At 31.6% G+C, this 13,727-nt stretch carries 15 protein-coding genes; 11 read left to right on the top strand and 4 right to left on the bottom strand.

The features are described from left to right. Window positions 1-231: alkylphosphonate utilization protein (locus tag ACKVOD_RS12895; RefSeq protein ID WP_409209876.1), on the top strand; the 231-nt coding region annotated here is incomplete at its 5' end. Between the two features lie 188 nt (window positions 232-419). Here ACKVOD_RS12895 and ACKVOD_RS12890 read toward each other — a convergent pair. After that, entirely contained in the window at window positions 420-1,766 is a 1,347-nt protein-coding gene (locus ACKVOD_RS12890) for a DEAD/DEAH box helicase (RefSeq protein ID WP_409209875.1), read from the bottom strand. 147 nt (window positions 1,767-1,913) lie between these two features. Further along, a complete protein-coding gene (locus tag ACKVOD_RS12885; RefSeq protein WP_409209874.1) occupies window positions 1,914-2,519 on the bottom strand; it encodes an NUDIX hydrolase in 606 nt (201 codons plus the stop codon). A 7-nt stretch (window positions 2,520-2,526) separates the two neighbouring features. Between ACKVOD_RS12885 and pyrE the strand changes: the two genes are divergently transcribed. Further along, complete coding sequence (gene pyrE, locus ACKVOD_RS12880; RefSeq protein WP_409209873.1) at window positions 2,527-3,174, top strand: orotate phosphoribosyltransferase; 648 nt, start codon at window positions 2,527-2,529, stop codon at window positions 3,172-3,174. 83 nt (window positions 3,175-3,257) lie between these two features. Next, the gene (locus ACKVOD_RS12875) at window positions 3,258-3,650 is read left to right on the top strand and encodes an SRPBCC family protein (protein ID WP_409209872.1); all 393 of its coding nucleotides are present in this window, start codon (window positions 3,258-3,260) and stop codon (window positions 3,648-3,650) included. Window positions 3,651-3,703: 53 nt separating this feature from the next. Here ACKVOD_RS12875 and ACKVOD_RS12870 read toward each other — a convergent pair whose 3' ends face one another. Then, entirely contained in the window at window positions 3,704-4,432 is a 729-nt protein-coding gene (locus ACKVOD_RS12870) for a biotin--[acetyl-CoA-carboxylase] ligase (protein WP_409209871.1), read from the bottom strand. 96 nt (window positions 4,433-4,528) lie between these two features. Here ACKVOD_RS12870 and rsfS point away from each other — a divergent pair, with 96 nt between their 5' ends. The 7 genes from rsfS (at window position 4,529) to ACKVOD_RS12835 (ending at window position 10,117) form a co-directional block, all read left to right on the top strand. Next, on the top strand, window positions 4,529-4,900 hold the full coding sequence (gene rsfS / locus ACKVOD_RS12865; RefSeq protein WP_409209870.1) for a ribosome silencing factor: 372 nt from the start codon (window positions 4,529-4,531) through the stop codon (window positions 4,898-4,900). Window positions 4,901-4,915: 15 nt separating this feature from the next. Further along, complete coding sequence (ftsH, locus tag ACKVOD_RS12860; protein ID WP_409209869.1) at window positions 4,916-6,844, top strand: ATP-dependent zinc metalloprotease FtsH; 1,929 nt, start codon at window positions 4,916-4,918, stop codon at window positions 6,842-6,844. A gap of 113 nt (window positions 6,845-6,957) precedes the next feature. Next, the gene (locus ACKVOD_RS12855) at window positions 6,958-7,560 is read left to right on the top strand and encodes a lactate utilization protein B/C (RefSeq protein ID WP_409209868.1); all 603 of its coding nucleotides are present in this window, start codon (window positions 6,958-6,960) and stop codon (window positions 7,558-7,560) included. Between the two features lies 1 nt (window position 7,561). After that, window positions 7,562-8,425, top strand: a complete 864-nt coding sequence (locus ACKVOD_RS12850) for a phosphatidate cytidylyltransferase (RefSeq protein ID WP_409209867.1) — start codon at window positions 7,562-7,564, stop codon at window positions 8,423-8,425. After that, window positions 8,415-9,065, top strand: coding sequence for a phosphatidylserine decarboxylase family protein (locus tag ACKVOD_RS12845; protein ID WP_409209866.1), 651 nt, complete (start codon window positions 8,415-8,417; stop codon window positions 9,063-9,065). The genes ACKVOD_RS12850 and ACKVOD_RS12845 overlap by 11 nt, the downstream gene beginning before the upstream one ends. A 2-nt stretch (window positions 9,066-9,067) precedes the next feature. Further along, window positions 9,068-9,337 (top strand): acyl-CoA-binding protein, encoded by a 270-nt coding sequence (locus ACKVOD_RS12840; RefSeq protein ID WP_409209865.1) that lies wholly within the window; start codon window positions 9,068-9,070, stop codon window positions 9,335-9,337. A 9-nt stretch (window positions 9,338-9,346) separates the two neighbouring features. Continuing rightward, window positions 9,347-10,117: a superoxide dismutase gene (locus ACKVOD_RS12835; protein WP_409209864.1), complete on the top strand. Its 771-nt coding sequence runs from the start codon at window positions 9,347-9,349 to the stop codon at window positions 10,115-10,117. A 58-nt stretch (window positions 10,118-10,175) separates the two neighbouring features. Here ACKVOD_RS12835 and ACKVOD_RS12830 read toward each other — a convergent pair whose 3' ends face one another. Next, on the bottom strand, window positions 10,176-11,954 hold the full coding sequence (locus ACKVOD_RS12830) for an alpha-amylase family protein (RefSeq protein WP_409209863.1): 1,779 nt from the start codon (window positions 11,952-11,954) through the stop codon (window positions 10,176-10,178). A 479-nt stretch (window positions 11,955-12,433) separates the two neighbouring features. On the opposite strand from ACKVOD_RS12830, the gene ACKVOD_RS12825 reads away from it, so the two are divergent. Beyond that, window positions 12,434-13,627: an aspartate aminotransferase family protein gene (locus ACKVOD_RS12825; protein WP_409209862.1), complete on the top strand. Its 1,194-nt coding sequence runs from the start codon at window positions 12,434-12,436 to the stop codon at window positions 13,625-13,627. The last annotated feature ends 100 nt before the right edge of the window (window positions 13,628-13,727 follow it).

Here is a 13,727-nt window from a genome sequence, read left to right as displayed (position 1 = left end):
GAAGATGACGAAAACAAAGTAATTCACCGCGATGTAAATGGCGTAATTCTTTCCACTGGAGATTCGGTAGTTTTGATAAAAGATTTGAAAGTAAAAGGATCCAGCATGGTAGCAAAACAAGGAACTTCTGTTAGAAACATTCGATTAGATCACGAAAATGCCGAATACATTGAAGGTAGAGTTGACGGACAAACGATTGTAATTATAACACAATACGTGAAGAAAATATAGGTGGTGGTTAGCAGGTAGCAGGTAGCAGGTAGCAGGTAGCAGGTAGCAGGTAGCAGGTAGCAGGTAGCAGGTAGCAGGTAGCAGGTAGCAAAAAAACGAAAACGTCCTGAGAAATCAAGACGTTTTCGTTTTTTTTATGTGTTTTTTTGAATGTAGATGTTTAATCATCTTAATCTGAAATCTGAAATCTACTCCTCCTCTTTCTTAATCACCTTTCTGGCAACTTCAATTTTGAATTTCTTGCCTTTCATTTTTTCATCCTTGATGTTGTGAAGCAAATCTTTAACTTTATTGAATTTTACGGCAGCAAAAGAAATAAAATCCTTTACTTCGATTAATCCCAAATCGCCTTTTTCCAATTTTCCTTTTTGAGAAAAGAAACCCACGATGTCAATTTTATTCAACTTGTTTTTCTTTCCACCACTGATGTATATGGTTTGGAATTCGGGTGGTTTTGGTAAAGTTGAACTGTTTTCTACTTTCAGGACTTGCATTCCGTAATCAATATAATCCAGTTTTTTTTCGCTTTCGTGTGCAATAATATAAGCTGTTCCAGAAGCTAACATTCGAGCAGTTCTTCCATTTCGATGGGTGAACTCATCTTCTTTTAAAGGCAAATGATAATGGATTACATGTTTCATTTCGGGAATATCAAGTCCACGAGCCGCCAAATCGGTGGTGATTAAATAACTCACACTTCCGTTTCTAAACTGAATTAAAGCGCGTTCTCGTTCGTCCTGATCCATCCCGCCATGATAATAGGTAGCATAGATTCCTTTTTCGTTGAGTCTCTCGCTGATTCTTTCGGCTGCATCACGATGATTACAAAACACGATTGCCGATTGCGATTTTAAAGAACAAATCAAATTAAACAAACTTCCTATTTTATCTTTCTCTTTCGAAATAATCATTTTTAAAGAGAGATAAGATTCTTCTTCTTGATTTGGAATAAAATCCAAAATAGTCGGATTTACAACTCTTGTATATTTTGGAATTTCAATATCAGAAGTTGCCGAAACTAAAACGCGTTTGTTTAGTTTGGACAACTTCCCAATAATAAAAGACATTTGTTCATGAAAACCCAACTGCAAAGACTTATCAAATTCATCGAGAATCAAGGTTTCAATTTTATCCAAACGAAAAGTTCGTCTGTCGATATGATCGGCGATTCGACCTGGAGTTCCTATCAAAACAGCTGGCGGATTACTCAAATTCTTGATTTCGGTGTCGATAGAATGTCCGCCGTAACAGGCATTGACCTTATAATTAGTTCCCATTTTTTTCCAAACTTGCTCAATTTGCAATCCTAATTCACGTGATGGAACTAGAATCAAACATTGAACAGACAGTATTTCAGGTTTTAACATTTCGAAAATAGGCAACAAGAAAGCCAATGTTTTTCCTGAACCAGTTGGTGAAAGTAGTAAAACGTTATTTTCGCTTAAAATGTTTTCTTGTGCTGCGACCTGCATTTCATTTAGACTTTCGATGCCTAAATTGAGGAGGATATTGTTAGAATGGTGTTTTTTATTCATTTTGCAAATGTAGGGTAAAATTTGGCAGATGGCAGTCCCGAAGCTTCGGGATTAGAGTTTGGATTAGAGAAGTTGGAAGTTAGAAAATAAAATCTGCAATCTACAATCTGAACACTGTTTCAGATAGCTTTCTGAACTGAAAACTGATTACTGCAAACTACTATTTTCTTCTTCAAACAATAATTTTATATTCTCATAAGAATTTTTTAATATTTCGGGAATTTCATTTGGGGCTACCCACAAAACTTTTTCGATACCTTCTTCGATTTGACCTATGGGAATTCCCTCAAAATCAGATTGCATTTCGAACCAATGGGTGATTTTTAGTTTATAAACCCCGTTGCGTTTGAATACATGATAGGTTTTTTGGAGTTTTTTGGTGATTTTTAATTGGTCAACTCCCGTTTCTTCTTCTACTTCACGCATGGCAGTTGCTTCTATTTCCTCTCCTTTTTCAGTTCCACCTTTTGGTAAATCCCATTTTCCTCCTCTAAAAATAAACAAAACCTCCCCTTTTTGGTTGTAAACCAAGCCTCCACCAGCCTTATTAAACGGTATTTTGGACTTCAAAGTTTTTAGAATCTCTTTTTCATCAGGATGATAGAGATAGGCCTTTTGGACTTTGTTTTGAAAAATTTTGACAATAAGTTGCACTATATCAACACTTTCTAACAGGAATAGTTGAAAATTAGTCTCCTTTGAGATTTCATTTGTCAAAAAAAGTGGTTTGTCGTTCACAAAAACTTTATACATTTGTATTATGATATTTAATAAAGATACTGCCGAAAAAACTGCCGAATTACTTTTGCAAATAAATGCAATTAAATTGAATCCTAAAAATCCTTTTACATGGGCTTCAGGATGGCAGTCCCCAATTTATTGTGATAACCGTTTAATTTTGTCATTTCCAATGATTCGAAATTATGTTCGTGATGAATTTGTAAAAAATATAGAAAAACAATTTGGGAAACCCGATGTTATTGCTGGAGTAGCAACTGGCGCTATAGGTATTGGTATTTTGGTTGCTGAAAGTCTAGGATTACCTTTTGTTTATGTTCGTCCTGAACCAAAAAAACATGGAAGACAAAACCAAGTAGAAGGCTTTTTAGAAAAAGGACAAAATGTAATTATAGTCGAGGATTTAATTAGCACCGGTAATAGTAGTTTACTCGCTGTAGAAGCGCTTCGTGCTGCAGGGGCTAATATTAAAGGAATGGTAGCTGTTTTTACATACGGATTTGAAGTTGCAGAATCCAATTTTAAGAATGCTAATGTTGATTTATTTACGCTAAGCAATTACCAAAATTTGCTAAATTTAGCTGTATCCAAAAGATATATAACTGAAGGCGAAGAAGAAACATTAAGAGAATGGAATTTAAGTCCATCAACATGGAGCCTACAAGTATAAAAAATATATAAAAACAAATAATTAATTGAGGATTCGATTGCTTCCGTCACGGCTGACAAATCTTTCTTCGCAATGACAAAAAAATGAATTTAGAGAGCCCTAGAGTTAGTGTAGAAAAATCTGCTCAAGAATTATTTGATTTATTAAGTGATGTTAGAAATTTTGAAAAATTAATGCCTGAAAACATTACTAAATTTGAAGTTATAGGTGACAATTCATTTATTTTTGGATTAAAAGGAATGCCCGAAATAAAACTAATTATAAAAGATAAAGTTTCACCAAGTAAAATTATTCTTGGTGCAGCAAGTGATAAATTACCTTTTACTTTAGAAGCTGATATTATGGCTCTTTCCGAAAATTCATCTAACGTTCAATTACTTTTTGAGGGTGAATTCAATGCTATGATGGCAATGATGATAAAAGGACCCATTGGAAAATTTATAGAAACTCTTGCTATAAATACGCCTAAATTATAAGAGGATTTTTTTCTAAAATTATCATTTATAACTTACAATAGTTTTTTTTAGTATCAATACAACATTTGAATTTCTTTAATTTCAAATTCAACTATCGAATCGTTTTCTAAAATAATTTTGAGTTTCCCACTAGTTGTAACTCCTTGAATGATTCCCATGAATTTTTGTTGGCTTTGTTGGACAAAAGGCATTGGAATACCTTTTTTAAAAAGCAAATTATTGTATTTTAACAAAAATATTTCTTTATTATCCTTCCAAATAAGGCAATTGTATTTTAATTTTTCAACAATTTTAAATAATATCGATTCTTTGTCGAAAGTAGTATTACAAATTACTGCTAATGATGAAGCTTTTGGCAACTGTTCAAAATCTATTTGATTAACATTAAGCCCTAAACCAATTATTGAAATAATTTTACAATCATTTTTAAAACAATTTTCAATCAAAACTCCTCCAATTTTTTTATTGTCTGACAATATGTCGTTAGGCCATTTAATGCTTAATTTAGGAATATCAAAAGTCTGTAACGCTTCAATAATTGTAATAGCTGTTACTATGTTGATTTCAAAAATACGGTTTTTATCAAACAGAAAATCATTAACCAAAACACTCATAATTAGATTTTTAGTAGGCTCAGAGGTCCAAGATGACCCCATTTGCCCCTTGCCTTTTGTTTGATTTTCAGCAGTTACAACAGTAAAATTATCGACAACTTTAATACTCGATAATCCTTTAAGGAATTCATTAGTAGAATCTATGGCATCGAGTTTGATGTGTTTCATGAGAAAAAATTTGTGAAACAGAATTTAATATTATGTTAAGCTTCAAAAATAATCACAAAAAATGGTAACTTTACCAACTTATATTAAAAATTATTCATGACAAAAAAAACAATAAATAATGATGTGCTATTAGCAAACATCATAAAAGGTATTGAAGAAGTAAAAGGAAATGACATCGATATTCTAGATTTAAGAGAAATAGACACCGCCGTTTGTGACTATTTTATCATCTGCAACGGAAATTCAAATACTCAAGTTAACGCCATTGTTAACTCTATCCAAAAAACTGTTTCTAAAGAAATAAAAGACAAACCTTGGCATGTTGAAGGGTCTGACAATGCTGAATGGGTTCTTATGGACTATGTTCATATTGTTGTTCATGTCTTTCAAAAACAAATTAGAGAATATTATAACATCGAGAGCCTTTGGGGCGATGCTAAAATTACAACAATCAAAAATAAATACTAAAAATATTTACCAATAATGTCTAAAAATAACAATCCAAATTCGAACAAATTTAAAATAAGTCCATGGCTAATTTACACAGCTATATTGCTTATTTTCTTATTTATAAGTTACATTACTGGAGGTTCTAATTTATCTGAACCTATCAAGTTAGAACAACCTGAATTTAATACTCTTTTAGAAAAAGGGCAGGTTGAAAAAGTGATAATTTATAATAAAAAAGATGCTGAAATATATTTAAGCGCTGCAGCATTAAAATATCCAGCCAATAAAAAAATAGCTAAAAATATTTTAGACCAACCTAACAAAGGACCTCATTATTTTTTAAATCTAGGTGATGGTCAAATTTTTGAAAGAAAATTAGAAAAGGCTGTTACTGAAGGGAAATTAAAAAATTATAATTTTCAAGAAAGCAATAACTGGAGTGATATCCTTATTAGTCTTCTTCCAATTATTATCATTATTGGGGTTTGGTTATTTATTATGCGAAGAATGTCTGGCGGTGGTGGCGCTGGAGGAGGTCAAATTTTTAATATAGGTAAATCGAAAGCTAAACTTTTCGATGAAAAAACAGATATTAAAACTACATTTAAAGACGTTGCTGGATTAGAAGGAGCAAAAGAAGAAATTCAGGAAATAGTAGAGTTCTTAAAAAATCCGGAAAAATATACTAATCTAGGCGGGAAAATTCCTAAGGGTGCTCTTTTAGTAGGCCCTCCTGGAACAGGAAAAACATTGCTGGCCAAAGCCGTTGCAGGCGAAGCACAAGTGCCTTTTTTCTCTTTATCAGGTTCGGATTTTGTCGAAATGTTTGTTGGTGTTGGAGCGTCTCGAGTGCGAGATTTATTCAAACAGGCTAAAGAAAAATCACCAGCAATAATTTTTATTGACGAAATTGACGCAGTAGGAAGAGCAAGAGGAAAAAACAATATTTCTGGTGGTAATGATGAACGTGAAAACACATTAAACCAATTACTTACAGAAATGGATGGTTTTGGCACAAATTCAAATGTTATCGTATTAGCAGCTACCAATAGAGCCGATGTTTTAGACAAAGCTTTGATGCGTGCAGGCCGTTTTGATAGACAAATATTTGTAGATCTTCCAGATATTCGTGAACGAGCTGAAATTTTCTTAGTGCATCTTGCACCTCTTAAAAAAGTAGAAGGTCTTGACACAGACTTTTTAGCCAAACAGACACCAGGTTTTTCTGGTGCAGACATAGCAAATGTTTGTAATGAGGCAGCTTTGATTGCTGCTAGAAATAATAAAACTGCCGTTGATAAACAAGATTTTCTGGACGCTGTAGATAGAATTGTTGGCGGTCTAGAAAAGAAAAATAAAATCATAACTCCCGAAGAAAAGAAAGCAATTGCTATTCATGAAGCGGGTCATGCAACTGTAAGTTGGATGTTAGAACATGCTGCACCTTTAATAAAAGTAACCATTGTACCACGAGGACAAAGTCTAGGTGCTGCTTGGTATCTTCCTGAAGAAAGACAAATTGTAAGACCCGACCAAATGTTAGATGAAATGTGCGCTACCATGGGAGGAAGAGCTGCTGAAAAAGTAACATTTAATAAAATATCAACAGGAGCACTAAGTGATTTAGAAAAGGTAACAAAACAAGCTCGTGCAATGGTAACTATATACGGCTTGAATGATAAAATTGGAAATGTAACCTATTATGATTCCTCTGGTCAAAATGAATATAGTTTTTCAAAACCATATTCAGAACAGACAGCTATGATTATTGACAAAGAAATTTCGTTACTAATTGAAAGTCAATACGAAAGAGCTATTAAAATATTAGAAAAAAACAAAGATAAATTGAATCAATTAGCCGAAATTTTGATAGAAAAAGAGGTGATTTTTAAAGATGATCTTGAAGCTCTTTTTGGCAAAAGAGAATTTGACGCAAATCTTCAAGAAATTGTGGTTTCATAAAGTTTAAAAAACAATTATTATTTATAAAATCTTAATTCAAAAGTGACTTTTGAATTAAGATTTTTTTATCTTTGAACGTTTTCAAAAAAATAATTAAACTAGAATAGTAGAATATGAGTCTTTTCAGAAAAATTTTTGGCGCTAATAATCCAGCATCTGACATCGAAAAAGATAATGAATATGGTCAATTTATTCCAAATTCAGACTCTCCATTGGACGAAAAATTTATTTATAACTTTAAGAAAAATGGCGGAAAATTTTTATATTGTGAAAATTCATCTGAAATTAAAGAACAATTTGAAAACATTTTAGAAGAGAATGATTGGTTCGAAAAAGAAGCACTATGCCATGAAAGTGATCTTTTTAGTTTACTTGACGAAAATAAAATTAACTATAACAAACCAAAAAATCCAACTTTTTTGTTTGCTAATTGTGAAAATTTAATAGCTGATGAAGGTTCAATTCTTTTTTCCTCCAACCAAATTAAACAAAACAAACCTAACGAACTTCCAATAAATATTATAATTATTGCTGCCATAAGCCAAATTATAGATTCTAAAAGTGACGGTCTAAGTGTCATTAAAAAGAAATATATAAAAGATTATCCTACCAATATTACCACTATAAAGTATTTTGAAAAAGCAGTAGAAGAAAACTTTACCCACTATGGAAGTTCTGCTAAAAATCTATATTTATTGCTTTTAGAAGATTTTTAACATGAATGAAACACTTAAGAGGGCAATATCGGGTGCTATATACGTATTATTGTTATTAGCTTCAATACAGTTTTCAACAAATGAAAATCTTGAATTTTTTTTTATTCTTTTTGGAGTTTTTCTACTAATTGCGGTTTATGAATTTTGTAACCTAACTAAAATTAATAAAATTATTCCAATTGCTATTGCATTTATAAGCTATTTCACTTCATATAAAATTACTAGTGCTACCAATGCAGAACCCTTACTTTATTCATTAAAATTCAATGCAAATATTGAATTAATATTACTATTCATCTGCTTATTAGTATCAATAAAAAGTATATTCTTTTTGTTCAATAAAAAAAATATAACTATTTCATTTCTATCTAAGATTATTTATTTAGTTGGTTATATCATCCTCCCGTTTATTTTTATAACCAAAATACCTTTTGGTTCTAGTGGATATAATCCTAAAATCATTATCAGTATATTTTTACTTATATGGACCAATGATACTTTTGCTTTCATTGTTGGAAAATCAATAGGGAAAAGAAAACTATTTGAAAGTGTTTCTCCAAAAAAAACAATCGAAGGGTTCTTAGGCGGGGTGTTTTTTGCGGTAATAACTAGTTATCTTATTTCTAAATATTATATAGAAATTAAAGAAAGTAATATTTATATTTGGATTATAACCGCTTTAATTGTTGGTGTTTTTGGCACTATTGGCGACTTAATCGAATCTAAATTTAAACGAATAGCTGAAGCAAAAGACAGCGGCAAAATAATGCCTGGACACGGAGGTGTACTAGATCGACTAGATAGTATTATATTTGTAGCACCAATTATATTTTTATTTTACCAAATTCTAAACTATGTTTCATAAAGAAGGCACTCCATCAATTTTAATAGGAATTGTATTTACTAGTATTGTTCTGTTATTATCTGATAAATTTATCAATATTTACTGGCTGAAAATGACTGTTGAGATTGGTACATTTATAGCTCTAATTATAATTTTACAGTTTTTTAGAAACCCTAAGCGAACTGTAATTATCAATGAAAATCAAATAATTGCTCCAGTAGATGGAAAAGTAGTTGTTATTGAAGAAGTTTATGAAGCTGAATATTTTAAAGATAAAAGAATTCAGGTTTCTATTTTTATGTCACCAATAAATGTTCACGTAACCCGTTATGCGCTTAGCGGACTAGTGAAATTCAGTAAATATCATCCTGGTAAATTTTTAGTAGCTTGGCATCCAAAAGCTAGTGAAGAAAATGAAAGAACTACTATTGTTGTCGAAAACAATACTTTTGGCGCAATCTTATACCGACAAATAGCTGGAGCTTTAGCGAGAAGAATTGTAAATTATGCCGAAGAAGGAATGCAAGTAATACAAGGAGAAGATGCAGGCTTTATAAAATTTGGTTCTAGAGTCGACTTGTTTTTACCCCTAGGAACACCTGTTAATGTAGTACTTAATCAAAAAGCGATTGGCGGAAAAACCGTTATTGCTTCTCTATAAAAATGAGCATAAAAGATATAGAAATCCAATTTCAAGAAGCAGTTGAAATTGCTTCAAATATGACTCAAGCATCACTACCACAAGATATGCAATTACGATTATATGCTTATTATAAACAAGCCACATTTGGCACATTAAGCTATAATCATTCTGAAAGTTATGATCTTCGAAACGCTTTTAAAACAAATGCTTGGATACAAGTGAGTCATTTATCAATTGAAGAAGCTAAAGAAAAATATATAGAAATCATAAATTCTTTAGACACAAAATAAATTCAAATTATGAAAAAAATTAAATTCTTAGTATCTATTTTAATACTACTCATAGTTATAGTTTCTTGTAATAAAAAAAAATTAACTGAGGTTGTCGAAGTACCTTTACCCACTGCCGAAGAAAAAATCACAATGGGAGTTCCTGATGATGTAAGTGCAGAAGAAGGAACATTTCAATTGGAAAAAATTTCATATGATTATGAAGAATTAAATCCAAGTATTTCTCCACTCACGCTAGAAATGCATTATTCAAAACATTATTTAACTTATACTAATAATTTAAATAAGGCTATTGCTGAAACCGAATTAGAAGGTTTAACCATTGAAGAAGTTTTATCAAAATTAGACACTAGTATTCCTGAAATTAAAAACAATGCTGGGGGATATTATAATCATTCTCTTTATTTTAAATGTTTATCCCCAAAAACTGATGGGAAACCTAAAGATACATTAGCTACTGCAATTACTAAAAAGTTTGGTTCTTTTGAAGACTTCAAAGCAACATTTAAGGATGAAGCTACAAAACAATTTGGTTCAGCCTGGATTTGGCTAATTGTTGACAATTCAGGAGAACTTCAAATTACAAGCACACAAAATCAAGATAACCCTTTGATGAGAAATGCTTTAGTAAAAGGCAAACCAATTTTAGCTTTAGATTTATGGGAGCATTCCTATTACCTTGACTACCAATACAAAAGAAAGTTTTATGTAGATGCATTTTTTAAAGTTATCAACTGGAAAAAAGTGAACGAAAATTACGAAGAGGCGATAAAGAAGTAAAACTTCAATACCAACCAATCAAAAAAAAATCAAAATTTAGAGCTCTTGCAAGGTATATTTATATTTTACTCAATTCATAAATAAACGATTCTGAAGGCCCAATGACTATTTGTACTCTTCCTTCCCCATTTTCTACTCTCATTAATACTTTATTTATTCTGTATAATTGATCAGTTAATATATATTCTCCGTCATTCAAATTCCATTTTTTAATAATATCTGTTGGAATTATTAATTCAAAATTACTAGTTGCTAGCCAATAAAAATTCGTTACTATGATTAATTTTTGAGCATTAGACCATCGGACATAAGAATAGATAGCAATGTCATAACCTGATGATATATTACGATTAGCCGATTGTATTTCTTGAAAATTTCCCATTAATGCTGAACTATTAATCGTGAAATTGAGTAACCTTTTATAAAAATCACGCAAGCTTTTTTCATGCACAGAGAGTTGCCCTCCATCGAATTTACCTTCATTCATCCAGCGCTGATGACTTGGTACTCCTACATAATCAAAAATTGAAGTCCTTGAATGTGTTCCGAAACCTGCATTTTCATTTGCTGACTCACCAACTTCCTGACCAAAATAAATCATCGTAGGTGAAGTACTGATTGTTGTAGAAACTACCATTAAAGGTTTTCCTTTTTCTAGTGTTCCTGCAAATTCAGGGCTAGTTAATCTTTGCTCATCATGGTTGTCCAAAAAATTCAACATTTGATGCTCAATATCTTCTAATTCGCGACGGATACTAGAAAGTTCATCTGGCCATGACCGACCTTGAATAACGTCTTTCAATTTATCATATGTTCCTACTTTGTCATACAAATAATCCATTTTACCTAATCGAAGATAATTTCGATATTCATAAGGATTATAAACCTCAGCCATCAAAAAAGCATCAGGATTAGCCACTTTTATAGCTGAATTAATATAACTCCAAAACTCAAAAGGCACTAATTCTGCCATATCGTATCGAAAACCATCAACACCTTTTGCAGTCCAATACAAAGCAATATCCATGAATTTTACCCATGAATTTGGGACGCTCTTATCTTGCCAAAAATCAAAATGTTCTTGAAAAGATTTATTTTCGTATCCCCAAGGTAGTTCATAAAAATCTTTTGATCCATCAGGACGAATTCCATAATTTACCTTCACTGTTTCATACCAATCATTAGGATCTGGTTTTGCCATTCGAGATCCATTTCCTGTCCATTTTGTTGGATATTCTTCAAATTTACCATGAATATTTGGGTTGAACTCGCCATTGAGTGGCAGATCGATATCTGGTAACTCAAAACTACAATTAGGGATGTAATAAAAATTATTATCACGGTTATATTCAACTGAAACATCATCATCTGCACCAAAATCTTGAACTCCTTTTGGGTTTGTTATACCCTTGTATTTTCTGGCTACATGATTAGGGACAATATCAATTATTACTTTCATGCCAACATTGTGGGTTCGAGAAATTAATGCTTCAAATTCTTCTAATCGTTTTGCTGGATTAACTGCCAAATCTGGATTCACATTATAATAATCTTTCACGGCATAGGGTGAACCAGCACGTCCTTTTACGACCTCAGGATTGTCATTGGAAATTCCAATTGAAGTATAATCGCGAATCAATGCATGGTGGGGTACTCCAGTATACCAAATATAAGTTACTCCTAAATCCTTGATTTCCTTTAAAGCTTTAGATGTGAAATCTTTAAACTTACCTACTCCATTTTCCTCAATGGTTCCCCAAGGTTTATTGTTAGTGTTTTTATTTCCAAACAAACGGGTAAAAACTTGATAAACTACTATTTTATTTTTGACATACATTTATATTGGTTGTTTTTTTTTTTAATCCTTTATTCTAAAAAGAAAGTTCCTTTTTTTGCAACAATAGCTATTTTTTTTTTGATGAAGAACTTTTTAAGCATTTTTTTACCATAAAAGATAAAATTCTAATTCTAAATGATATTTAATCTTTTTTTGGTTTAATTCCTCGAAGCTCGGCTTCTATTTTTTTTCCATAGATTAAAAAAGATTAAAAAAGATTTTTTAAAATCTGTGGATCTGTGGCTTTTATTTTGCTAATACCAATGGGGCTATGCCCCGATGTGGTTTATTAAAAGTCAATAAGACTAGAAATAAATAGAAAGAAACATTAGTTTAAGGTATAAATAAATCATAATATTTTTTAAGTTTACCTCCTTTTTTATAAATTTAGCCAATAATATTGCATTATAGAAAATTCTGTTTGTAGACTTGAACTTTATTTCTAATTCATTAATTTTTTTACCTTCAAAATATATAAATTGAATAACGATTTTCTAAAATACCAAGCCCAAACCTCTCCCTATCCATTAGGTATGGAAGTAGCTTATGCCAAAGGATCCTATATTTTTGATATTAACAACAAAAAATATTTAGATTTTACAGCGGGGGTTTCAGCATGCACATTAGGACATCAGCCATTGCGAGTAAATCAAGCAATAAAAGATCAGCTAGATAAATATTCTCACGTTATGGTATATGGTGAATATTCTCAAAGTCCCGCAGTTGAATATTGTAAATTATTAGCATCACTCCTACCTGATCCATTAGAGAAAACATATCTTGTAAATTCGGGAACCGAAGCTATTGAGGGAGCATTAAAACTTGCTAGAAGAGTAACTGGACGAAGCCAATTAATTTCTTGCCATAATGCCTATCATGGAAACACGATGGGATCATTAAGCATTATGGGTTTTGAAGAAAGAAAACAAGTTTTCCGCCCTTTACTGCCCGATGTTGATTTTATCACTTTCAATAATGAGGCTGATTTAGAAAAAATCACTACAAAAACTGCTGGTATTATTTTAGAAACCATTCAAGGCGGTGCTGGATTTATTCAGCCAGAAAATAATTTTTTGGAAAAAGTGCGTAGACGTTGTTCAGAAAATGGAGCAATGATGATTTTAGATGAAATTCAACCTGGTTTTGGAAGAACAGGTAAACTTTTTGGGTTTCAAAATTATGATATTGTTCCTGATATTCTTGTAATGGGAAAAGGAATGGGAGGCGGAATGCCTGTTGGAGCTTTTACGGCATCAGCAGCAATGATGGATTTATTATCTCATAATCCAAAATTAGGACATATAACTACTTTTGGAGGACATCCTGTCATAGCGGCAGCCTGCTTGGCTACATTGCAAGAAATTACACAAACTAACCTAATTAATGAAACCTTAGAGAAAGAAAAACTCTTCAAATCACTTTTGGTACATCCTTTGATTAAAGAAATTAGAGGAAAAGGATTAATGTTGGCAATTATGACCGAAAGCGATACCATTACAAATAAAGTAATTCTAGAATGCCAAGATCGTGGACTTATTTTATTTTGGCTACTTTTTGAAGCTAATGCCGTCAGAATTACTCCGCCTTTAACAATTTCTAATGATGAAATTAAGGAAGGTTGTGCAATTATTATTGAAGTAATGAATGAGATTCAATTATCAACTGATAATTAGATTTTTAAAATTAATTTCTGTTAATTAAATTGTTCAAAAGAATTCTAAACTATCCCCAACTTAACAACAAGGTTTACTAATTTTATTATGGGAAAACTCA

This window comes from Flavobacterium sp., assembly GCF_046155325.1.
In the GTDB taxonomy this organism is placed as follows: domain Bacteria; phylum Bacteroidota; class Bacteroidia; order Flavobacteriales; family Flavobacteriaceae; genus Flavobacterium.
The sequence above is the reverse complement of the archived record's forward strand: the minus strand, read 5'-3'. Positions and strand labels throughout refer to the sequence as shown.